The sequence below is a fragment of the Leminorella grimontii genome (assembly GCF_039789245.1).
GTDB lineage: Bacteria > Pseudomonadota > Gammaproteobacteria > Enterobacterales > Enterobacteriaceae > Leminorella > Leminorella grimontii.
In genome coordinates this window covers 378,180-401,521 of sequence record NZ_CP146357.1, presented here as the reverse complement: position 1 = coordinate 401,521, position 23,342 = coordinate 378,180, and the positions used below count along the sequence as shown (strand labels likewise).

The following is a 23,342-nucleotide window of genomic DNA, read 5'->3' as shown; positions in this document are numbered from 1 at the left end:
TAATAAATCAATTTTTAAACATAAAAATACAGAATTATTTTTAACCAAAGGCGGCGAGAAGTAAAGGTGAAAGGATACGACAACGACGGAAAATGGTATGATGTTCGCAGAATCACTTTGCAGGAACGGTACGGATGGAACAGGCCCACGTCCTATTAATTGAACAGCTAAACGAGCGTCTGGCGGCAGCCGACAACGCACCGCTTTATCTGAAGTTCGCCCAAACGATAAAGAACGCCGTTCGTAACGGCACGCTTGAGCACGGCAACATTCTTCCCGGCGAGCGGGACCTGAGCCAGCTTACCGGCGTTTCGCGCATCACCGTCCGTAACGCGATGGAAGCGCTGGAAAAAGAGGGCGTCGTGACCCGTTCGCGCGGCTATGGCACCCAAATCAACAATATCTTTGAATACTCGCTGAAAGAAGCCCCCGGCTTTTCTCAACAGGTCGCCCTGCTGGGCAAAAAGCCGAGCACGCTGTGGATGAACAGGCAGGTAGTAAAGTGTCCCGCCGACGTGGCGGACAGGCTGACGATTTCTGCCGGCGATGAGGTTTTTCTGCTTAAGCGCATCCGCTATGTGGACGACGAGGCCGTATCCATTGAAGAGTCTTACGTACCGGTCGGGCTTATCGGCAACGTAGAAGACATCGGAATTTCGCTCTACGACTACTTTCGCAGCCGGAACATTCACCCGCAAAGAACCAAAAGCTACGTCAGCGCCCGCATGCCGGACGCCGAATTTCGTTCCCATATGCAAACCGACGACAATATACCGATGCTGGTCATCAAGCAGGTGGCGTTTGACGGACAGCGAGGGCCGATAGAATACAGCATCAGCCACTGCCGCAGCGATTTATATACGTTCGTTTGCGAGGCGTAGCTTCAGTTCCTCAAGCGTCGGCGCGCAGTCGCCGCCGCGGCGGCTGACGACGAAAGACGCCACGGCGTTGCCGAGCGTGACCGCATCAGACAGAGGCCATCCGGCCGCCAGCCCGGCCAGCGTACCGCCCGCATGGCTATCGCCCGCACCGATGGTGTCCACCACCGCCGCGCTAAACGGCGCAGCCCGCCCCTGCGATTCGGCGTCGAAAAACCAGGCGCCTTCGCTGTCCTGACGGACGATAAGCGGAGAACCGTAGCGCGCAAGCCACGCCTCGCCCAACGCCTGAACGCCGCCGGATATTCCTAAAGAGCGCGCGGCGATGTCCGCTTCCTGACGATTTAGAGAGACGATAGGCTTAAGCGCCATAATCCTCGACATCAGCCCATCGGGAAGATCGGCAATCCTCGGGCCGAAGTCGATAAAAGGCGTCACCTGAGAGAGCGCTTCCAGCCAGCTAACCAGTACATCTCCCCGTGGAGACGCCAACTGATAGCCGGCAAGATACATCAGGCTCTGGGGTGGAACGGACAGCTTCGCCAACCACGCTTCTCGCCACTGGTTTTCCACCCCGCTAAACGACATAAACGTCCTTTCCCCGTCGGGCTCAACCAGCGCCAGGCACCAGCCGTTATCGCCTTCATCCGTTTCAATCGCGCTATGCATACCTCGCTTGGTCAGGCTGTTACGGATAATGTCGGCCCACACCCCCTGCCCCAGCGGCAGCGCGTTCTGCGTATCAACGCCAAGGCGTTTGAGCGCCAGCGCGACGTTAAACGCACAGCCGCCGACGTTGACGCCCTGCTGCTTAAGCTCGATATCGCAACCGCGCCACGGCAGCGCGTAGGCGTCAGCAATAACGTCGATGACGACCGCCCCCAGCACCGTCACCGGCCGCCGGGCCGTAAGTTGGTCCAACGCGCCAATCAGCTCATCGACGTTCATTTCGCCTCCCGATAGCGTCTGAACTGTAAAAGCTGCTCGGCATACTGCTCAAAGTGCGGCCGATTGACGGCGTCCAGCTCCTGCTTCCATACCGAATTAATAGCGCAGACGCCGTGCAGCGCGCCGCAGATAGCCGTCGCCATCGCGCCAATAGTATCGGTATCGCCCCCCAAGTTGGCGCACAGCGTCGCGCAGATATTAGGATCCGTTTGCGCCAGTTCCACCATGGCGATAGCCGCCGGAACCGACTCAATCGTGCTGGTCCCTGCGCCAATCAGCTGATAAATACGCTCGCTGCCCGACTCGATGCCGGCGGCCGTGCGTGCAACCTCCAGCGCCAGCTCAATGCGGGCGGAAAGTGACGCGCTGAACGTCGTTACCCGCGCCTCCTGCGCCAGGCGCGCGACCGAGGGCAGTGAATTTCTGATTTCAGACCAGCTTGTCCCCTCAACCGCGCAGGACACCGACCAGGCTATCGCCACCGCGCCCGCCACCGCCAAATCGGACTTGTGGGTAGGGCTTGAGGCCAGCGCCACCTGTTCGATAAAGCGTCCTAAATCTCCCGTCGGAAGCAGGCAGCCCAGCGGAGACGCGCGCATGGCCGCGCCGTTGGTCACGCCGTTGTTTTCCAAACGGTCAACGGGCTCCCCGTCGCGAATGGCGTTAAGCGCGATTTTCGACGTCGGCCCCAGCACGTTTTTGTTAAACGCATCGAAAGACTCTGCCCACGCCAGAATGTGTCGCCCGATAGCCTGTGCGTCGATTTCACCGCCGCGTTCAATAATTGCGTCAATCAGGCAGCAGGCCATGGAAGTGTCATCGGTATATTCCGCCCGCCCAAAGTAGCAGGCCGCACTGTTTTCGGCCGGCCCGGGAAGGAAGCGGTCTATCCAACCGAAGTGAGCCTTTACGCGTGAGCGCGGCCAAAGCTCCGACGGCATGCCCATCGAATCTCCTAAAGCCTGACCGTAAAGCGCGCCGAGAATACGTTGTTGTTTCATTTTGCTTCCTCTGTGCTTAGCCTTTCCCCATCGTTGTCCACGGCAATGGCGGTAATTTCTCTGTCCGATTCGCGAAACAGCAGCATGAACAGTACGGCGATAACGGCAATCATCACGGCGCCGAATCCCCACATGCCGACCCAGTTAAACGTCAGGCCGTTTACCGGTTCCTGATAGGCGAACATTTTTTCCATCATCACGCCGCCCAGCCGATAGCCCAGCAGGCTACCGAATCCCTGACAGCACAGCGTAATCAGCCCCTGGGCCGCGGTACGCATGTACACCGGAGCCTTTTTATCCACGTAGATGTAGGCGGTCACATAGTAAAAATCGTAGCTCACGCCGTGCAGCAAAATGCCGAGAAACAGCAGCGCATAGGTGAAGTAGTGGTAGGCGTCGCCGTAGACAAAAAAACCATAGCGAATAGCCGCCGTGATAAGGCCGAGCAGCAACACTTTCTTGATGCCGAAGCGCTTGGTGAAAAACGGCAGCGCCAGCATAAAAAAGATTTCAGAGAACTGCCCCAGCGTCATCCAGCCGGTGGCGTTTTTCATTCCCACTTCGGAGAGAAAGCCGTTGGCGAAGATATAGTAAAAGGCCAGCGGCATCGCAAACAGGAATGAGCAAACGAAGAAGACCAGAAAGTTCCTGTCCTTAAGCAGAACGATCGCATCCAGCCCGAGCATCACCTTAAAGCTCAGCTTGCCGGTGCTCTTGGGTGGCGTATTCGGAAGCCAGAAAGCAAACGCACCCAGCAGCGCCGAACTGGCGGCAGTAATGACAAGCGGAATATTGGTCGGGGAAATATCGTTAAACCCGAGCCATTCGGGCAAAAAGCCGCACACGATGCCGGAGGCGATCCAGCCTATGGTGCCCATGACGCGGATGCGGGGGAAATCGCGCTCGACGTCAGGCACGTTGGCAAAGGCGATGCTGTTGGTCAGCGCGATGGTGGGCATATAGGTCAGCGAGTAGGCCAACAGCAGCGGGAAGAAATAGGCAAACTCGGTCTGCTGGGCCGCCAGATACATCAGCACTGCGCCGACGAACATCAGCACGGCCAGCACCTTTTGCGCGGCAAAAAAGCGATCGGTCAGCGACCCCACTAAAATAGGCGACAGGATGGCCGCGATGGCGGTACAGGCATAGGACCAGCCGATTTCCCCGGCGGTAAAGCCACTTTTATTCAGAAACAACCACAGGGGAACAAACCAGGCTCCCCAAATAAACCATTCAATAAACATCATGAACGACAGCTTTGCTGTAGTTTTCATAATCACATCCTTCATGACAGGCCTTTAGAGACCTTTAAGATACCAATAAACAGTACCTTTTAAATACCTTTGTGTTTGTTATTTGAGCGAAGTAACACTTTTCTAAAAAATATGCGCTTTCATCTCCCAGAAAAATGAAAACGCCCCCCTTCCGACGCCTTATCTGGCCTACTCTGCGGGCGGCTATACAACAAACCATCCAAAAAACGTCAGTTTATACAAAGTGACTGGCATCACATAACCAAAACCTCATGCCATAAATCCAAACAGCACTACTTGTATGGTAGTCAAACTAGAAGTATCTTGTGCGGACGTTAACTATTGATTCGATCTTAAGATCCATTTTTACCCGTCAGGACAGATACACTATGAAAATCGTAAAGGCTGAAGTGTTCGTTACGTGCCCGGGCCGTAACTTTGTAACCGTGAAAATCACAACCGATGAAGGCATTTACGGCGTCGGCGACGCCACGCTCAACGGACGTGAACTTCCCGTGGCCTCCTATCTGAAAGACCACCTGTGCCCGCAGCTTATCGGCCGCGACGCCCATCAGATCGAAGACATCTTCCAATTTTTCTACAAAGGCGCTTACTGGCGTCGCGGCCCAGTCACCATGTCGGCGATCTCCGCTATCGATATGGCGCTCTGGGACATTAAGGGTAAAGCGGCCAACATGCCGGTTTACCAGCTGCTGGGCGGGGCTTCTCGTACCGGCGTCATGGTGTACTGCCACACCACCGGCCGCACTATCGACGAAGTGCTGGAAGACTACGCCAAGCATCAGGAAATGGGCTTTAAAGCGATCCGCGTTCAGTGCGGCGTGCCGGGCATGAAAACCACTTACGGCCTGAGCAAAGGCAAAAATCTGGCTTACGAGCCGGCCACCAAGGGCGCCTATCCGGAAGAGCAGCTGTGGTCGACGGAGAAATATCTGGACTTTACGCCCAAGCTGTTCGAAGCCGTGCGCAACAAGTTTGGCTTTAACGAGCACCTGCTGCACGACATGCACCACCGCCTGACGCCTATTGAAGCCGCTCGCTTCGGTAAGAGCATCGAAGACTACCGCCTGTTCTGGATGGAAGATCCGACCCCAGCGGAAAACCAGGAATGTTTCCGCCTGATCCGTCAGCACACCGTGACCCCTATCGCCGTCGGCGAAGTCTTCAACAGCATTTGGGACTGCAAGCAGCTTATCGAAGAGCAGCTTATCGATTATATCCGCACCACCATCACCCATGCGGGCGGCATCACCCATATGCGCCGCATCGCCGATTTTGCCGCCATGTATCAGGTGCGCACCGGCTCCCACGGCCCGTCGGATCTGTCTCCGATTTGCCACGCCGCAGCCCTGCACTTCGACATGTGGGTACCGAACTTCGGCGTTCAGGAATATATGGGCTACTCCGAGCAGATGCTGGAAGTCTTCCCACACAACTGGACCTTCGAAGACGGCTATATGCACCCGAGCGACAAGCCGGGCCTGGGCATCGACTTTGACGAAAAACTGGCGGCCAAATACCCCTATGAGCCGGCTTACTTACCGGTCGCCCGTCTCGAAGACGGTACGCTGTGGAACTGGTAATTAACGGAGAGCACATAATGAAAAGCGTAGTTATTCAAGAGCCAGGTCAGTTAGTTATCGAAGACCGCCCACTGCCAGAGCCACTGCCGGGTGAAGTTCGCATCCGCGTAGAGAGCGCCGGCATCTGTGGCTCTGACGTACATATTTATCGCGGACATAACCCGTTCGCCAAATACCCCCGCGTTATCGGTCACGAATTTTTTGGCCGCATTGACGCCGTAGGAGAAGGCGTTGACGCCTCCCGTATCGGCGAGCGCGTTGTGGGCGATCCCGTCGTGAGCTGCGGCCACTGTTACCCTTGCTCCGTCGGCCGTCCGAACGTATGTACGTCGCTACAGGTTATCGGCGTACACCGCGACGGCGGCTTCAGCGAATCCGTCACGCTGCCGGCGAAAAACGCTCACGTGGTTCCAGAAAGCATCGCGGATCGCGAAGCCACGATGATTGAGCCCTTTACTATTGCTGCCAACATCTGCAGCCAAATGAACCCCGGCCCGCAGGACGTGGCGCTGGTTTACGGCGCGGGCCCGATGGGATTAACCACCATTCAGGCGCTGCGCGGCGTATACGGCGTTAAGGAAATCATCGTTGCAGACCGCATCGATGAGCGCCTTGCGATGGCAAAGGAAAACGGCGCCGATCGCACTATCAACAACACCAACGTCAGCCTGGCTGACGAACTGGCGAAGCTGGGCGTTCGTCCAACCCTTATCGTTGACGCCGCCTGCCATCCGTCCATTTTGCCTGAAGCCATCGGCCTTGCGTCTCCGGCCGCTCGCATCGGCATTATGGGATTCTCTTCCGACCCGTGCGTCATTAACCAACAGGGGATCACCAGTAAGGAGCTGACAATTTATAGCTCCCGCCTGAACAGCAACCGCTTCCCGATGGTTATTGACTGGATGAAGGAGAAAAAAATTCACCCGGAAAAACTCATCACCCATCAGTTCGACTACACGCAGGTCATCAATGCGCTGGAAACCTTTGAAAAGGACCAGAAGCAGTGCTGCAAAGTCTTATTGACGTTTTAGCTTCTTAGCTTCAGGCGCGGCGATGAGGCAACGGCGCTAATTCCCGGTAACATTCTCTGGCGTTATCGGGAATCGGCGAAAGCCGCGCACTGATGAATAAAAAGCGGAACTAACTATCTCTGTACCTAACGCATTGCTGTACCCATAACGACAACTCGTAGAGAGCAATTATATGGACTTAAAACAGAATACCCCTGAAAGAAGCACCGCAGACCTGGTCAAGGCAGCCGTTTCCGGCTGGCTCGGCACGGCGCTGGAATTTATGGACTTTCAGCTGTACTCCCTCGGCGCAGCGCTGGTCTTTCACGAAATCTTCTTCCCCGAACAGTCAGCGGCGATGGCGCTTATTCTTGCCATGGGCACCTATGGCGCGGGCTACATTGCGCGCATCGTCGGCGCATTCTTCTTCGGACGCATGGGCGATACCATCGGCCGTAAAAAAGTCCTGTTCATCACCATTACCATGATGGGCATCTGTACGACCCTTATCGGCGTGCTGCCGACCTACGCGCAGATCGGCATCTTCGCGCCGCTGCTGCTGATTCTGCTGCGGATTATTCAGGGCTTGGGCGCCGGAGCTGAAATTTCCGGCGCGGGCACCATGCTTGCAGAATATGCGCCAAAAGGTAAGCGCGGCATTATTTCCTCACTGGTCGCCATGGGTACTAACTGCGGCACCCTGAGCGCCACCGCTATCTGGGCCGTGATGTTCTTTGCGCTCGACAGACAGCAACTGCTGGACTGGGGCTGGCGCGTACCGTTCCTGGCAAGCGTCGTCGTTATGTTCTTTGCCATCTGGCTTCGTATGAACCTGAAAGAAAGCCCGGTCTTTGAGCAGGTTTCTGAAGATGGCCCGGTTGCAGCGAAAACCGCAGTGAAAGAAGAATCCTCTTTTGCCATGTTCACCAGCAAGTCCTTCTGGTTGGCCACCGGCCTGCGCTTTGGCCAGGCGGGTAACTCGGGCCTTATCCAAACGTTCCTGGCAGGCTATCTGGTACAAACGCTGATGTTTGAAAAGGCGATTCCTACCGACGCCCTGATGATAAGCTCCATTCTCGGCTTCCTGACTATTCCGCTGTTGGGCTGGCTGTCAGATAAAGTTGGCCGTCGCGTTCCCTATATTATCCTGTGCATCGGCGCCATTATTCTGGCCTACCCGATGGTATCCATGATTGTCGACAAAGATAATGCGCCAAACGTCATCATGGCCAGCATCATTATCATTCACAACGTGGCGGTTCTGGGCCTGTTCGCGCTGGAAAACATCACCATGGCGGAAATGTTCGGTTCCCGTAACCGCTTTACCCGCATGGCGATTTCCAAAGAGGCGGGCGGCCTGGTTGCGGTCGGATTTGGTCCCGTTCTGGCCGGCATCTTCTGTAATGCGACCGGTTCCTGGTGGCCAATCGTCGTGATGATTATCGTCTACTCCGTCATCGGGCTTATCTCTGCCGTTTGCATGCCTGAAGTTAAGGATCGCGACCTCAGCGCAGAAGAGGACGCTGCAGAAGTACCCGCTAAGCCGGTAACGGCCAATGCCCAAAGTTACGTTTAGTCCCAAGAGCCTGTAATACTATGAAACTATCGAATAACGCGCTGTCCAATCTGCCAAAAGACGTCATTACGCCGTCTTACGACAGGGAAAAGGTAAAACCTCGCATCGTTCATCTGGGATTCGGCGCGTTTCATCGCGCCCACCAGGCGGTCTATGCCGATATTCTGGCAACGGAACACGGCAGCGACTGGGGCTACTGCGAAGTCAACCTGATTGGCGGCGAACAGCAAATCAACGACCTTAATCAACAGGATCTGCTCTATTCCGTCGCCGAAATGGCGGCGGAAGGCTGGTCTGGTCGCGTGGTCGGTGTCGTACGCCGCGCGCTGCATGCGGAAATCGACGGCATTGATACCGTGCTGGAAACGATGGCCGAACCGCAGGTCGCTATCGTCTCCATCACCATCACGGAAAAAGGCTACTGCTATCAGCCCGCCACCGGTACGCTGATTGAAGACCATCCGATGATTCAGCACGATATCGCTAATCCGACCAGGCCGAAATCCGCCCCCGGCGCCATCGTTGCAGCGCTGCGCACGCGTCGCGATCGCAACCTGCCTGCGTTTACCATCATGTCGTGCGACAACATGCCGGAAAACGGGCACGTGACTCGCAACGTCATTTTGGGTTTGGCGAAAAAGCAGGATGCGGAACTGGCCAAGTGGATCGAAGCCAACGTCAGCTTCCCCTCCACGATGGTCGACCGCATTGTGCCCGCCGTTACGCCAGAAACGCTGGAAAAGGTCACCCAGAAGCTGGGCGGCGTTCAGGATCCGGCCGGCGTGGCCTGCGAGCCCTTCCGCCAGTGGGTCATTGAAGACAACTTCGTCAACGGTCGTCCTGAATGGGAAAAAGCGGGTGCGGAGCTGGTTAACGACGTGCTGCCGTATGAAGAAATGAAGCTGCGCATGCTTAACGGCAGCCACTCTTTTCTCGCCTATTTAGGCTATCTGGCGGGCTATCAGCACATCAATGACTGCATGCAGGACGACAACTACGCCGCCGCCGCTCGCCGTCTGATGCTCAATGAGCAGGCTCCAACGCTGAGAACGCAAGGCGTCGATCTGGTCGCCTACGCCGACTCGCTGCTTAACCGCTATCGCAATACGGCGCTGAAGCACCGCACTTGGCAAATCGCGATGGACGGTACGCAAAAGCTGCCCCAGCGCATGCTGGATTCCATCCGTTATCACCTGGCCAACGGCAGCTCTTTTGACTGCCTGGCGCTAGGCGTTGCCGCATGGATCCGCTACGTCGGCGGCGTTGACGAGCAGGGGCAGCCGATTGAAGTCAGCGACCCGCTCCTTGAGCAGCTGCGTACGCTGGTCAACGGCAGCGCAGAAGGCGAAGCGCGGGTTAAGGCGCTGCTGTCACTGGAAGTCGTATTCGGTAGCGAATTGCCTAACAATGAACGCTTTGTCAGCGCCATCACCGGCGCCTATCAGCAGCTGCTGGACTTAGGCGCTAAAGAGAGCGTTGCGCGGTTGGTGAAGACCTTCTGAAGCGTTTTTAAACGCTAAACGCAATTATCCAAAAAAGCCGAGGGGCTCCGCGCTCTTCGGCTTTTTTAATATCTTTAGCAAAATAAAAAACGTCGATTTTTCCACATCATTAAATCGAAAATAAATAAAAATGCCTATTTGTTCTGCCCTCAAAAATGTAAAAAAACCGATCTCCAATTTACATTAGATTATTTTTTTCAATTAAAAATTAACAAATTAAGAATTAGATATGATAATTCCCACACGGTTACGCTTTTGAAAAAGAAAATTATTTTTCATTTCATCATATATATTCAGCAATAAGCGTAAAAATCGGACCTAAGATATCCTATTCTTATCGCATTAATTCGCCAATAAGTTAAGAATTCTAGTGAAACTTGCGGGAATTATCGCCATAATGCAAAAAGCTGCGGATAAAAGTCAGAGAATAGCGAACGTCAATGAGCATTGTTTACCCTTTCACGACGAGTGAACCCGTCAATCAACAGATTTATCGCCTGCTGCGTCAGGAGATCGTGGACTGTACCATCAGGCCCGGAACGCTGTTGTCTGAAAAAGAGATTTCCACTCGCTTTAGCGTTTCCCGTCAGCCTGTGAGAGAAGCGTTCATCAAGCTGTCTGAAACCGGTTTAGTGCAGATACTTCCCCAACGTGGGACATTCGTCATGAAAATCTCGGCTAAACGCGTATCCGACGGTCGGTTTATTCGAGAAGCGCTGGAGTCAGCCATTATCCGCCGCGTGGCGACGGCAATAACGCCCGAGCGCCTGATGCAGCTAAAGCATAATCTCCACCGTCAGGAGTTGGCCGCCGCCAACAAGCGGGACAAAGAGTTTCTGGAGCTGGACGACGAATTCCACCGCACGTTTACCGAAATCGTCGACTGCCCAATGGCGTGGGAAACCATCGAAACCATCAAGGCAACGATGGACCGGGTACGATTTATGAGCCTGGCGGACGTCTCACCGCCGGAAGGCCTGATTGAGCAACACTACCGCATTTATCACGCGCTGGAAAAGCGCGATCCCGATGCCGCCGAAGAAGCCATTCACCAGCACCTGCGTGAAATGATCACCACGATCACCACCATTTCGCAGCGTAATACCGACTGGTTCGAAACCGGCGAGTAGCCTTTCTCGGATATCTGATTATAAGAACGGCGGCCTTTTGGCCGCCGTTTCACTGACGATATAGAACAACTAACGCTTCTTACCGCCTAAAATACTGCCGAGAATGCCGCGCACGATTTGGCTGCTCAACTGGCGGGTCATAGACTTCGCCGCCGTCTGGACAAGGCCGTCCTTCTTACCGCCACGCGGCCCGGTGCTGCCGAACAGGATTTCGTTCAGGCTGCCAAACAGCCCGCCGCCGTCGTTGGACTTTTCATCCTGTGCCGAAGGCCTGGCTTCACTCTTCGAAGCTTCATCCGTTAATACCGAGGATCCGGCTGCCAGCTTTTCATAAGCCGACTCGCGATCTATAGCCTCTTCATAACGCCCGTAAAGCGGAGAATGATTAATCAGCGCGTTGCGCTCGTCGTCGCTCAGCGCCCCCATGCGCGAACGGGGAGCAATAACAAAGCCGCGCTCGACCACGTTGGGCCTCCCTTTCTCATCAAGGAAAGAGACCAACGCTTCACCGACGCCCAGTTCGGTAATCGCCTGCTCGGCGTCAAAGGCCGGATTGGCGCGCATCGTCTGCGCTGCGGCGCGCACCGCTTTTTGGTCCCGCGGCGTAAACGCGCGCAGAGCGTGCTGCACGCGATTGCCGAGTTGGCCGAGCACGCTGTCGGGAATGTCTAACGGGTTTTGTGTGACAAAATAGACCCCGACGCCCTTTGAACGGATAAGGCGTACGACCTGTTCAATCTTCTCTAACAGAGCGGGCGGTGCGTCTTTAAACAGCAGGTGGGCTTCATCAAAGAAAAACACCATTTTCGGCTTGTCCATATCGCCCACTTCGGGCAGGTGCTCAAACAGCTCGGACAGCAGCCAAAGCAGGAAAACGGAATAGAGCTTCGGCAGGTTATAAAGCCTGTCGGCCGCCAGAATGTTTACTATCCCTTGCCCGGATGCGTTGTTTTTCATCAGATCGAAGATATCCAGCATCGGCTCGCCGAAGAAGCGCTCGCCGCCTTGCTCTCCCAGCGTCAACAGCCCGCGCTGGATAGCGCCGATGGAAGCGCTGGAAATGTTGCCATACTGCGTCTGGAAGCGCTTGGCGTTATCGCCGACAAACTGCACCATCGAGCGCAGATCCTTCATATCCAACAGCAAAAGGCCGCTATCATCGGCAATTTTGAACACTAGCTGCAGAACGCCGGACTGCACGTCGTTAAGGTTAAGCAGTCGGGAAAGTAGAATCGGCCCCATGTCCGACACGGTCGCTCGAACCGGATGCCCTTTCTCGCCGAAGACGTCCCAAAAAACGACCGGACACGCGGCCGGATCCCAGTCTGTTACGCCAAGCGCTTCAAGGCGAGACTGCAGTTTAGGGTTCAAAACGCCCTCAGCGCCGATACCGGACAGGTCGCCCTTCACGTCCGCCATAAACACCGGCACTCCAGCTTGCGAAAAGCGCTCCGCCATTTTTTGTAGCGTGACGGTTTTCCCGGTTCCCGTAGCGCCGGTAATCAGCCCATGGCGGTTCGCCAGCGCGGGCAGAATGGCCAGCGGCGTCTCATGACTCTTGGCAATAACAAGCGGTTCTAACATCAGCATATATCCTATTTAATTGGCCATCCCTGTGCCCAAACGGGGCAGAGAGCCCTTAAAGCCTATGCGCTCGGGTCAAACACCTCCCGTCGCCCCCTGATTCTTACTGCCTTCAGTATATATCTAACCGATTCAAACTGCAGGACAACGCGTCTGAGGCTTGAAGCATAGCGAGTATAAGTAAGGCAAGGCAAATCATTAAGCGCTACCCTTTAAGCTAAGCCCGCGGTTCAAAATTAGACTCACGTCGCCACGCTATGAAAACATCATTTATCATATGAATCGTTTCAATTGCGATTAAATGGAGAGTGAGATCACGATAAATTTTAACTTTCCTCATTATAATCAACAAACAAGCAACATTATTGTTGCCGAAATGATAATCAAGGAAGCATTAAATGAAAGCGTCTTACCAATCTTTTTATAATGAGCTCTGTCGTTTTGTTCCAAAATCAAACGTTTATACAGATCCTTCCAGAACGATGGCGTTCGGTACAGACGCCAGCTGCTATCGCCTGATCCCGCAGATCGTTGTTCGCCTCGATAGCGAAAAGGACGTTCAGAAAACGCTGGTGCTGGCGCAAAAGCACAATCTTCCCGTTACGTTTCGCGCCGCCGGCACCAGCCTGTCCGGTCAGGCTATTACCGACTCGATTTTGATTATGCTCGGCGACAACTGGCGGCAGTATAAGATCTTTGGCGACGCGGGCTATATCTCGCTTAAGCCTGGCGTTATCGGCGCTGACGCTAACCGCTATCTGGCGCCGTTTGGCAGAAAAATAGGCCCGGATCCGGCATCCATCGACGCCTGTAAAATCGGCGGTATTGCGGCCAACAACGCCAGCGGCATGTGCTGCGGCACGTCGCAAAACTCTTATCAAACGTTAGCGTCCATGCGCCTCATTCTGGCGGACGGCACGCTTATTGACACCGCCGACAGCGAATCCGTCGCTGCCTTTAAAAAAACGCACGCCCACATTCTTGACGGGCTTCGCGAGCTGGCGAGCCAAACCAAGGCCAATACGCATCTCGCCGAGCTCATTCGCCACAAGTACCGCATTAAAAACACTACCGGCTACAGCCTCAACGCGCTGGTCGACTTTGACGATCCGCTTGACGTCATGACCCACCTGATGATCGGCTCCGAAGGCACCCTCGGCTTTATTGCCGAAATCACCTATGAAACGGTGGAAGAGCATAAGTTTAAGGCCTCGGCGCTGTTTGTATTCAAAGACATTGAAGACGCCTGTAAGGCCACTATCGTTCTCAAACAGCAGCCGGTCTCCGCCGTCGAACTGATGGACCGCGGCGCGCTGGCCTCGGTTGAAAATGAAGAAGGCCTGCCTGACTTCATGCCGCACCTGAGCGAAGACGCCACGGCGCTGCTGGTTGAAGTTCGCGCCGCCGACGCCGACGCGCTGAAAGAAAAGATGGCGCTCATCATGTCGACCGTTTCCGACTTTACGCTGGAACAGCAAGTGCCCTTTACCGACAAGCCGGAGGAGTTCGGCCGCCTATGGGCCATCCGTAAGGGCATATTCCCGGCCATCGGCGCCGTTCGCCCGGTCGGATCGACGGTCATCATTGAAGACGTCGCTTTCCAGATTGAACAGCTGGCCTCCGGCGTACGCGACCTGCGCAAGCTGTTCGTCAAGCATGACTACAAAGTCGTCATTTACGGCCACGCGCTGGATGGCAACATGCACTTCGTCTTCCAGCAGTCGTTCGATACGCCGGCCGAAGTGGCCCGCTATCAGGCGTTTATGGAAGACATCGCCCACCTGGTGGCGGTCGAGTACAAAGGCTCCCTGAAGGCGGAACACGGCACCGGTCGCAACATGGCGTCGTTCGTCGAGCTGGAGTGGGGAGCAGAAGCCTATGAGCTGATGTGGAAGTTAAAGAACCTGCTGGATCCAAACCATCTGCTAAGCCCCGGCGTCCTGCTCAACCGCGACCATAACGCCCACCTGCAAAATCTGAAGCTGCTGCCCGCCGCCGAGCCTCGCGTCGACAGCTGCATCGAATGCGGCTTCTGCGAGCCGGTGTGCCCTTCAACCGGCCTTTCGTTCACGCCGCGCCAGCGCATCGTCATGTGGCGCGAAATCAACCGCCTCAAGCGCAGCGGCGATGACAACAAGCGCCTTAAGCGGCTTGAAAAGGACTTCCTCTACCTGGGCGACGCCACCTGCGCAGCCACCGGCCTGTGCGCCAAGCGCTGCCCGGTCGGCATCAATACCGGCGAGCTTATTCGCGATATTCGTACCCGCCGCAACATGCGCCACGAAAGGATTGCCCGCTGGACGGCCGATCACTTTACCACCGTCACCGCCGGCGCTCGCCTGGCGCTAAATACCGTTGCCGGAGCCGGCAGAGCGATTGGCGTGGAGCGAATGGGGAAAATAACCAAAGCGCTGCACGTCGCAAGCCTCGGCCACATTCCGCTTCTGACGCCATCGTTCCCGCGCGGAGCCCGTTCCCCGGTTGCGCCGGTGCTTTCAAGCGGCGATCTCAAGGTGGTTTATGTCCCTAGCTGCGCGTCAAGGACCATGGGCGCCTCCGCTAACGATCCTGACCAGCGCCCGCTGACGGAAGTCATCGAGAAGCTGCTGACCAAAGCCGGTTTCAGCATTATTTATCCGGAAAACCTCGACAGCCTGTGCTGCGGCATGCCGTACAACAGTAAGGGCATCACGACGGTCGCCAAAGAGCGACTGGCGGATATGGAAGAGGCCATCTGGAAAGCCAGCGAGCAGGGTAAATACCCCGTACTGATGGACACCAGCCCCTGCGCGCTGCGGGCGGTTGAAGGGTTTACCAAGCCGATGGCGCTGTTTGAGCCGGTCGGCTTTACCCACCACTATCTGGTAGAGCGGCTGAAGTTCACGCCGGAGCACAATCCCATCATGCTGCACGTCACCTGCTCCAGCGTGAAGATGGGCCTCTCCGCGCCGATGAAGAGCCTGCTTGAACGCTGCTGCACTCAGGTTGTCATTCCTGACGGCATCCACTGCTGCGGATTTGCCGGCGACAAGGGCATGAAGACGCCGGAGCTGAACGCCAGCGCGCTTCGCCTGCTCAAAGAGCAGGTTCCGGCCAACTGTACGGAAGGGGTTTCCAACAGCCGCACCTGTGAAATCGGCCTGACGGAGCATTCGGGCATCCCCTATCGCTCGATTCTGTACGTAGTAGATAGGGTTACGCGTCCGCTGGAGGCGTAACCGTCAGACAGTAAAAAAGCGCCTTTACGGCGCTTTGAGACTGCTGACAAACCGTCTTAATTAACTTCAGAGGACATTCCGGCCGAAAATACAACCTGCTTATATCACCGTTGTGCTCGGCCGGAAGAGCGTCTGTATTAGCTTTGGGAGTGCGGCGGGCCTAGGCTGCCTACGGGCACTTCGTTGGCTTACGCCAAGTCGACCCCCACGGCACCCTCTCCCGCCGTTTGATTCCGTAAGTTTTATGCAAAGCCTTTGTCAACAATCTCAAGCGCCTTTACGGCGCTTTTTTATTTACGGTAGAAATCCCGCTAAATCACTTCACAATCTCAGCAGAAGTGATCACGATAGGCGTTACAGGCACGTCGCGGTGCTGGCCGTTCGCGGTGGTCGGCATGGTCATCATTTTATCCACGACGTCCATTCCCTTCACCACTTTACCAAATACCGCGTAGCCAAAGTTATCGGATGAATGGTCAAGATAGTCGTTGTCGACTACGTTGATGAAGAATTGGCTGGTCGCGCTGTCAACCACGTTAGTACGCGCCATGGCCAGCGTCCCTCTGACGTTCTTAAGGCCGTTTTCAGCCTCGTTTTTAATCGGCGCGGAAGGCTTCTTCTGGGCCATGTCCGCCGTAAAGCCGCCGCCCTGAGCCATGAAACCAGGGATTACGCGGTGAAAGATTGTGCCGTTGTAGTAGCCGTCCTTCACATAGGCCAGGAAGTTCTTGGTAGAAATCGGTGCTTTTTCCTTATCCAGCTCAACCTCAATGGTGCCCAGCGTGGTGGTCAACACAACGTGAGGATTGCTATCCGCCGCCTGCACCGCCGGCGCCAGAACGACCAGTGAAAACACGGCCGCCAGAGTGACACAAATACGCTTTAACATAGAGAAACCTTTTATAAGTTAACGATAAACGGAAGTCTTTCCGATTCTAGTAATTTTGTTACGGCGGGGCTACTACTTTTCTGCGCATTTTTCAGGCGGCACACATAGAGAAAAAGCGCCCGAAGGCGCTTTTCCACCACAACAGAAACGGACTCAGCGTTTAAAGGTAACGATTTCCGGCTGCGTCAGGTTCAAAGTCGTTTGACTGGGCACCGTCTCGGCAATCACCTGACCGCGGCGGATAGAGTAGCGGGCCGGCGTCTGGCGGCGAACGGCGTCGAAGCCGCTTTCCGCCGGCAGGATCACCAGATTCCCGCTGTTTCCAACCGCAATCCCGTAATCCTGCAGGTTTAGCGTTTTAGCGCTGTGGGTAGTGATCAGGTTGAGGCCGTCGTTAATCTGACCATAGCCCATCAGTTGGCAGACGTGTAGCCCCATGTGCAGCACTTGAAGCATGTTGGCCGTTCCCAGCGGATACCACGGATCGAACACGTCGTCGTGGCCGAAGCAGACGTTAATGCCCGCTTCCAGCATCTCTTTAACCCGGGTAACGCCGCGGCGCTTGGGATAGGTATCGAAGCGCCCCTGCAGGTGAATGTTCACCAGCGGGTTAGCCACAAAGTTAATGCCGGACATTTTCAGCAGGCGGAAAAGCCGGGACGCATACGCGCCGTTATAAGAGTGCATCGCCGTCGTGTGGCTGGCGGTAACGCGAGCGCCCGTGCCGTCGCGATGCGCCAGCGCGGCAACGGTTTCTACAAAGCGCGACTGTTCGTCGTCAATTTCATCGCAGTGCACGTCGATCAGGCGATCGTACTTTTGCGCCAGCGCGAAGATTTTATGCAACGACTCAACGCCGTATTCGCGGGTAAACTCAAAGTGTGGGATGGCGCCAATCACGTCCGCTCCGAGGCGCAAGGCCTCTTCCAACAGCGCTTCACCGTTAGGATAAGAAAGAATTCCCTCCTGCGGGAAGGCGACGATCTGAAGGTCTACCCAGGGCGCAACGTCTTGCTTCACCTCAAGCATAGCCTTCAGCGCCGTCAACGTCGGGTCGGAAACGTCTACGTGGGTGCGCACGTGCTGGATGCCGTTAGCCATCTGCCACTTCAGGGTCTGCATGGCTCTGGCCTTTACGTCTTCATGAGTCAGCATCGCTTTGCGTTCCGCCCAGCGCTCAATGCCCTCAAACAGCGTGCCGGACTGATTCCAGCTCGGCTCGCCGGCGGTCTGCGTTGTGTCCAGGTGGATGTGCGGCTCAACGAACGGCGCAATGGCCAGCCCGCCCTCGGCGTCAATCACGTTCCCCACCGCTGGAGATGCCGCATCCTGAGGCTCAATGCGCTCAAAGCGCCCGTTTTCTACGGTGAGCTGCCACAGCCCTTCTTGCCCTTGCAGGCGGGCCTGACGAACTGTGATGGTATTATTCTGCATGACTTACCTCTGAAGATGTCACTACGCCGCGATTAAACAGCGGATTCAAAATCATATAGCTAAATACGCCACCGAGCACGGCGTTGACCGGTACGACGCCCGGAATATAGTGACCTGCCGCAATGCCCAGCGCAACGGAAAGAATCGCCATCCAGTTGACCGGGATAAACTTCGCCTTGTTAAAGTCGGCGTAACGGCGACGGTTCATCAGGTAGTCAGCGATGATAACACCGCCAATGGGAGGGATCGCCGCCGACAGGAAGGTCAGCCAGCCGACGAAGTTGTTATACAGCCACAGGGCGCACAGCGTGCCGATAATACCGTTAGCGACCGAGAGGGTGCGGCTGGAAAGGCCGGTAATGTTGGCAAAGCCAAGGCCGGATGCGTACAGCGCGTTATCGTTAGTCGTCCAGATGTTAAGGCCAAGCACGATAATGGCCGGGATAAGCAGCCCCTGAGCTATCATCACGTCGGAGATATCCGCCTGCCCTACGGCGGCAGCGCCCGCCGCGCCAAAGATAAACATCAGCGAATTACCGAGGAAGAAGGCAATCAGCGCCACCAGCACCGCGCCCTTTGCGTTACGGCCAAAGCGCACGAAGTCAGCGGTTAGCGTACCCGCGCTGACGAAAGACCCTACAACCAGCGCCAGCGCCGTAGAAAAGTCGAGCGGATTTTGCGGCATGATGGTTTTTAAGTGATCCAATCCGCCAACGTCGTTAACCGCCAGCCAGACGGAATAGCTGCCCAAAACGGCGATGGCGGGAACGGCGATGACCGACAGAACGGTCAGCGCCGAGATGCCGAAAAATATGGTGACCGTCATCAACAGGCCAGACACCGCAATCAGGATATTGGCGTCAATCCCCGCCGCCTTGCTTACCGGGATGGCGAACATCGCCACGCCGACGCCAAACCAGCCTACCTGAGTGCCGCCTAACAGCAGTGAGGGGAGCCATGAGCCTTTAACGCCAAATGAGTAACGAGCCAGGAGGTGGGTGGAAAGTCCGGTTTTTGCGCCGATATATCCGAGGAATGCTGTATAAATACCGAGGAGGAGATTACCGAAGAGAACTGCTAGAAAGAAATCGTTATAGGAAAGACCAGTTCCGAGAGTACCACCGGTCCACATACTGGCTGAAAAAAACGTTAATCCCAACATCACAAACGTCAACGGGATCACGCCTTTTCGCGCCGCCAGGGGGACGGGCCCCTGACCGTAATTGTTATCTTGCGACACAATATCTCCTTAAATCCGGGCCAAAAAATCCGCCGCATGATATACACTTCTCAGGATAAAGCAAACGTTTTCGTCAATGTTTTTTCTACTGGATATGTCATAATGATGAAATATAAAGTAATTTTTTTGATACTAACGGATATAAAATGAAACGCTTTCAGCGGATGACTATTATTTTTTTAACGCTCTTTTTCTCATGTTCTTTTCTTTCTGTAGCCGGTGATGTGACCAATAGCGAAAACGACCCGCCTTCAGCTAAAAAAATTAATGCGACGACGTTAGAAAACTTCTACCAGATTGACGACAGTCTTTATCGTTCAGGGCAGCCTGGTGAAGCGCAGATGAAGGAACTGGAAAGGCGCGGCGTCAAATCGGTGCTGAACTTGAGAAACTTCCATACTGACGACGACGAAGCCAAAGGGACGTCGCTCGCACTGTATCACGTTCCCATGGAAGCCGGCCGGTTTACGCAGGAGCAGGTCATCGAGGCTTTAAGGGCCGTTTATCTCGCGCCGAAGCCCGTACTTGTGCACTGCTGGCACGGCAGCGACAGAACGGGGCTTACCGTCGCCATGTATCGCCTGGTGTTCCAAAACTGGAGCAAAGAGGCTGCGATTGAGGAGCTTCAGCGGCCGGAGTTCGGCTACCATCGCTGGGCTTATTACAATATTATTCAGTACCTTAGAAAGGTTGACGTCGACGACGTTCGCCGTCAGGTCGTTGGTGAAAAAGCGACCGTCAAGGCGGCGCAGTAAGCTACCTTAAAAAAACGCCCCGCAGATTTATATGCTGCGGGGCGTTTGATTTTTTACAGCCTAACGCGCAATGCGGCTTATGGCATCGGCACGAACCCGACGGCCTGATTAACCTTAACCATCGTTTCTCTGGCGCGGGCGCTGGCCTTCTCGGCGCCTTCTTTCATCACGCGCTGGAGATAGGCTTCATCATTACGGAAACGGTGATAGCGCTCTTGAAGCTCGGTCAGCATGCCGGCAACCGCCTCTGCGGTCTCCGTCTTCAGGTGGCCGTACATCTTGCCCTCAAACTGGGCTTCCAGCTCGGCAATAGATTTGCCGGTTACGCCAGCGAGAATGTCCAGCAGGTTGGACACGCCGGCCTTGTTCTCTACGTCATAGCGAACGACGGGCGGCTCGTCCGAATCGGTTACCGCACGCTTAAGCTTCTTCATCACCGACTTGGGATCTTCCAGCAGGCCGATAACGTTATTGCGGTTATCGTCCGACTTCGACATCTTTTTAGTCGGCTCTAATAGAGACATAACGCGCGCGCCGGATTTAGGAATAAACGGTTCAGGGACTTTAAAAATATCGCCGTACAACGCATTAAAGCGCTGGGCAACGTCGCGACTTAACTCCAGATGCTGCTTCTGGTCTTCCCCTACGGGCACCTGATTAGTCTGATAAAGCAGGATATCGGCCGCCATCAGCACCGGGTAGCTAAACAGGCCCGCGTTGATGTTTTCTGCGTAGCGGGTCGACTTGTCCTTAAACTGCGTCATGCGGCTCAGTTCGCCAAAATAGGTATAGCAGTTCAGCACCCAGCTCAGCTGCACGTGTTCGGGGACGTGAGACTGAATAAAGATGGTGCTCTTGTCAGGGTCAATGCCGCAGGCCAAATACAGCGCCAGCGTATCCAGCGTCGCTTTACGAAGCTTTTCCGGATCCTGCCGCACGGTAATCGCATGCAGGTCAACGATGCAGTAAATACATTCGTATTCATCCTGCATTTGAACCCATTGACGCAGTGCACCCATGTAGTTACCGATAGTCAGTTCGCCGGAGGGCTGTGCGCCACTAAATACAATGGGTTTGCTCATGATGTCGTCCTAATTCACTTTAGTAGTCAACTGCCCGATGGTGGGCAAAAGATCGGCAAACGAATCCAACACGCGGTCGGGCTGACTCAGCGCGATAGGTTCACCGTAGTTATAGCCGTAGGAAAGGCCAATCGTCGGGCAGCCAGCCGCCCTTCCGGCCTGAATATCGTTGCGGGAATCGCCGACGAATACCAGCTCATCCGCCCTCAGCCCCAGCTGCCCTAAAACCAGATACAGCGGCGCGGGATGAGGCTTCTTCTCCACCACGTCGTCGCCGCCGATAATCACGCTAAAGTAGTCCAAAATGCCCAGAGAATTGAGCAGCGGCCGAACAAAGCGGGTCGGCTTGTTGGTGACCAGCGCCATTTTCAAACCGTCTTTGGCAAGAAGAGACAGGGTCGAGGCCACGTGCGGATACAGGCGGGTGCCCTGCTCGACGGATTCGCCGTAAAACCTATCAAACAGAATGCGGGCGTTGTCCTGATGCCCTCTGGCGCTTTCGCCCCCGGCCCAGTCCAGCGCGCGCATAATCAGCACGCCCGCGCCGTTGCCAATCCAGTGAGCGACCCGTTCTTCCCCGGCAGGCTTGAAGCCCAGCGTCTTCAGCGTTGCGTCAACGGCCTCAGCCAGACCCGGCAGGCTGTTGACCAAGGTGCCGTCAAGATCGAACCCTAGCCCCTTAATGCCGGTAAAAATACTCATCCTTTCACCCTGGACAGCTCGGCGCGCATGCTGTCAATCACTGACCTATAGTCTGGCTGGCTGAAAATGGCGGAGCCGGCAACGAACATATCGGCCCCGGCGGCCGCAATTTCACCGATGTTGTCGACCTTCACGCCGCCGTCGACTTCCAGACGGATGTCCAGCCCGCTTTCGTCAATGCGCTGGCGAACCTGACGCAGCTTTTCAAGCGTGGAAGGGATAAAGGACTGGCCGCCAAAGCCTGGGTTAACTGACATCAGCAGGATAACGTCCAGCTTGTCCATAACGTAGTCCAAGTAGCTCAGCGACGTCGCCGGGTTAAACACCAGCCCTGCCTTACAGCCGTGCTCTTTAATCAGCTGTAGCGTCCGATCGACGTGCTCTGAGGCTTCAGGATGGAAAGAGATATAGCTTGCTCCCGCCTTGGCGAAGTCGGGCACGATGCGATCGACCGGCTTAACCATCAGATGTACGTCAATCGGCGCCGTAATGCCGTAATCACGCAGCGCTTTACATACCATGGGGCCAAACGTCAGGTTCGGCACATAGTGATTATCCATGACGTCAAAATGGACAACGTCAGCGCCGGCGGCCAATACCTTGGCCGTATCCTCGCCCAGGCGGGCAAAGTCAGCGGAAAGTATTGAAGGAGCAATCAGAAAGTTGTTCATTAGCTATCCACCCGTTGAGAAATGTATTAACGCTGACGGTAAAGCGCCAGCAGTTCGTTAACCTTGGTTCGCCCCGTCACGTTTCGACTTATGGTACGCCGCCCTCTGACTACGGTGAGCTCCGCTGCGCGATACCATTCGCGAGTCAGCTCCGTGTCATGGTTTGAGATCAGTACCGGCACGCCCACTCTCTCGGCAACGTCCTGCGCCAAAACCGCCAGCGCCTGCTGATCGTAAACGTTGAAGCTGTTAGTGTGGTAAGCGGTAAAGTTCGCCGTCGCCGACAGCGGCGCATACGGTGGATCGCAGTACACGACCGAACCCGGCAGGGCCTTTTTCATCGTTTGTTCGTAGTTTTCACAAAAAAACGTCGCCCGCTTTGCCTTTTCAGCAAAGCAGTACAGCTCGGCTTCCGGAAAATAGGGTTTCTTATAGCGGCCAAAAGGCACGTTAAACTCTCCGCTGAGGTTATAGCGGCATAGCCCGTTATAACAGTGGCGGTTTAAATAGAGAAATAGAAGCGCGCGACGGTAGCGGTCTCGGCTTTCATTAAATTCAGTCCGCAGCTTATAGTACGTCTGTTCCTCGTTATTGCTCCCGTCAAACAGTTTGCGAGAGTCCTCCACTACCTGCTCTACGCGCTCTTTTACGATATTGTAGAGGTTGATTAAGTCACTGTTGATGTCTGCCAGAACGTATTTTTCATAATCCGTATTTAAAAATACTGAACCAGCGCCGACGAACGGCTCAACTAAACATTCACCCTTAGGTAAATATTCCCGAATTTCATTGACCAGCGGATATTTACCGCCGGCCCATTTTAAAAAAGAACGTTTTTTCTTCATGCTGCGAGTCAGCTACTTAT

General features: G+C 55.2%; 19 protein-coding genes. 8 read left to right on the top strand and 11 right to left on the bottom strand.

The genetic code is table 11. From position 1 onward, the window contains the following. The first annotated feature begins 134 nt into the window (after positions 1-134). Entirely contained in the window at positions 135-881 is a 747-nt protein-coding gene (locus V8L73_RS01960; protein WP_347254003.1) for a GntR family transcriptional regulator, read from the top strand. On the opposite strand, the gene V8L73_RS01955 is transcribed toward V8L73_RS01960, so the two are convergent. Genes V8L73_RS01955 through V8L73_RS01945 form a run of 3 tightly spaced genes read right to left on the bottom strand, consistent with a single transcriptional unit; the run spans position 855 to position 4,101 of the window. Beyond that, positions 855-1,826 carry a PfkB family carbohydrate kinase gene (locus V8L73_RS01955; protein WP_347254002.1) on the bottom strand — a complete coding sequence of 324 codons (972 nt, stop codon included), beginning with the start codon at positions 1,824-1,826 and terminating at the stop codon, positions 855-857. The two genes, V8L73_RS01960 and V8L73_RS01955, sit on opposite strands and share 27 nt — an antisense overlap. Then, the gene (locus V8L73_RS01950; RefSeq protein WP_347254001.1) at positions 1,823-2,827 is read right to left on the bottom strand and encodes an ADP-ribosylglycohydrolase family protein; all 1,005 of its coding nucleotides are present in this window, start codon (positions 2,825-2,827) and stop codon (positions 1,823-1,825) included. The genes V8L73_RS01955 and V8L73_RS01950 overlap by 4 nt, the downstream gene beginning before the upstream one ends. Beyond that, complete coding sequence (locus tag V8L73_RS01945) at positions 2,824-4,101, bottom strand: nucleoside permease (RefSeq protein WP_347254000.1); 1,278 nt, start codon at positions 4,099-4,101, stop codon at positions 2,824-2,826. Before V8L73_RS01945 ends, V8L73_RS01950 begins: the two co-directional genes overlap by 4 nt. A gap of 368 nt (positions 4,102-4,469) precedes the next feature. On the opposite strand from V8L73_RS01945, the gene manD reads away from it, so the two are divergent. The 5 genes from manD to V8L73_RS01920 all read left to right on the top strand — a co-directional run bounded on the left by manD (position 4,470) and on the right by V8L73_RS01920 (position 10,902). Continuing rightward, complete coding sequence (gene manD / locus V8L73_RS01940; RefSeq protein ID WP_027273493.1) at positions 4,470-5,684, top strand: D-mannonate dehydratase ManD; 1,215 nt, start codon at positions 4,470-4,472, stop codon at positions 5,682-5,684. 17 nt (positions 5,685-5,701) lie between these two features. Continuing rightward, complete coding sequence (locus V8L73_RS01935) at positions 5,702-6,715, top strand: Zn-dependent oxidoreductase (protein ID WP_261831712.1); 1,014 nt, start codon at positions 5,702-5,704, stop codon at positions 6,713-6,715. A 172-nt stretch (positions 6,716-6,887) separates the two neighbouring features. Beyond that, positions 6,888-8,270, top strand: a complete 1,383-nt coding sequence (locus V8L73_RS01930) for an MFS transporter (RefSeq protein WP_261831713.1) — start codon at positions 6,888-6,890, stop codon at positions 8,268-8,270. A 20-nt stretch (positions 8,271-8,290) separates the two neighbouring features. Next, entirely contained in the window at positions 8,291-9,772 is a 1,482-nt protein-coding gene (locus V8L73_RS01925) for a fructuronate reductase (protein ID WP_347253999.1), read from the top strand. A 440-nt stretch (positions 9,773-10,212) separates the two neighbouring features. Continuing rightward, a complete protein-coding gene (locus tag V8L73_RS01920; RefSeq protein ID WP_027273497.1) occupies positions 10,213-10,902 on the top strand; it encodes a GntR family transcriptional regulator in 690 nt (229 codons plus the stop codon). Between the two features lie 69 nt (positions 10,903-10,971). On the opposite strand, the gene V8L73_RS01915 is transcribed toward V8L73_RS01920, so the two are convergent. Beyond that, positions 10,972-12,492 carry a helicase HerA-like C-terminal domain-containing protein gene (locus tag V8L73_RS01915; protein WP_373876160.1) on the bottom strand — a complete coding sequence of 507 codons (1,521 nt, stop codon included), beginning with the start codon at positions 12,490-12,492 and terminating at the stop codon, positions 10,972-10,974. Between the two features lie 476 nt (positions 12,493-12,968). Here V8L73_RS01915 and V8L73_RS01910 point away from each other — a divergent pair, with 476 nt between their 5' ends. After that, positions 12,969-15,704, top strand: a complete 2,736-nt coding sequence (locus V8L73_RS01910) for an FAD-binding and (Fe-S)-binding domain-containing protein (RefSeq protein WP_261831715.1) — start codon at positions 12,969-12,971, stop codon at positions 15,702-15,704. Positions 15,705-16,020: 316 nt separating this feature from the next. Here the strand turns inward: V8L73_RS01910 and V8L73_RS01905 are convergent, their stop codons facing one another. The 3 genes from V8L73_RS01905 to codB form a co-directional block, all read right to left on the bottom strand. Beyond that, positions 16,021-16,593 (bottom strand): peptidylprolyl isomerase, encoded by a 573-nt coding sequence (locus V8L73_RS01905; protein ID WP_261831716.1) that lies wholly within the window; start codon positions 16,591-16,593, stop codon positions 16,021-16,023. A 153-nt stretch (positions 16,594-16,746) separates the two neighbouring features. Beyond that, complete coding sequence (locus tag V8L73_RS01900; RefSeq protein WP_027273501.1) at positions 16,747-18,027, bottom strand: cytosine deaminase; 1,281 nt, start codon at positions 18,025-18,027, stop codon at positions 16,747-16,749. Next, positions 18,017-19,267 carry a cytosine permease gene (gene codB / locus V8L73_RS01895; protein WP_347253998.1) on the bottom strand — a complete coding sequence of 417 codons (1,251 nt, stop codon included), beginning with the start codon at positions 19,265-19,267 and terminating at the stop codon, positions 18,017-18,019. Before codB ends, V8L73_RS01900 begins: the two co-directional genes overlap by 11 nt. Before the next feature lie 146 nt (positions 19,268-19,413). On the opposite strand from codB, the gene V8L73_RS01890 reads away from it, so the two are divergent. After that, entirely contained in the window at positions 19,414-20,022 is a 609-nt protein-coding gene (locus V8L73_RS01890) for a dual specificity protein phosphatase family protein (protein WP_347253997.1), read from the top strand. A 77-nt stretch (positions 20,023-20,099) separates the two neighbouring features. Here V8L73_RS01890 and trpS read toward each other — a convergent pair whose 3' ends face one another. Genes trpS through dam form a run of 4 tightly spaced genes read right to left on the bottom strand, consistent with a single transcriptional unit; the run spans position 20,100 to position 23,322 of the window. Next, a complete protein-coding gene (gene trpS / locus V8L73_RS01885; RefSeq protein WP_027273504.1) occupies positions 20,100-21,104 on the bottom strand; it encodes a tryptophan--tRNA ligase in 1,005 nt (334 codons plus the stop codon). Between the two features lie 9 nt (positions 21,105-21,113). Continuing rightward, positions 21,114-21,806 (bottom strand): phosphoglycolate phosphatase, encoded by a 693-nt coding sequence (locus V8L73_RS01880; RefSeq protein ID WP_027273505.1) that lies wholly within the window; start codon positions 21,804-21,806, stop codon positions 21,114-21,116. Beyond that, positions 21,803-22,477, bottom strand: a complete 675-nt coding sequence (gene rpe, locus V8L73_RS01875; protein WP_027273506.1) for a ribulose-phosphate 3-epimerase — start codon at positions 22,475-22,477, stop codon at positions 21,803-21,805. The genes V8L73_RS01880 and rpe overlap by 4 nt, the downstream gene beginning before the upstream one ends. Positions 22,478-22,503: 26 nt before the next feature. After that, entirely contained in the window at positions 22,504-23,322 is an 819-nt protein-coding gene (dam, locus tag V8L73_RS01870) for an adenine-specific DNA-methyltransferase (RefSeq protein ID WP_027273507.1), read from the bottom strand. Positions 23,323-23,342: the final 20 nt, after the last annotated feature.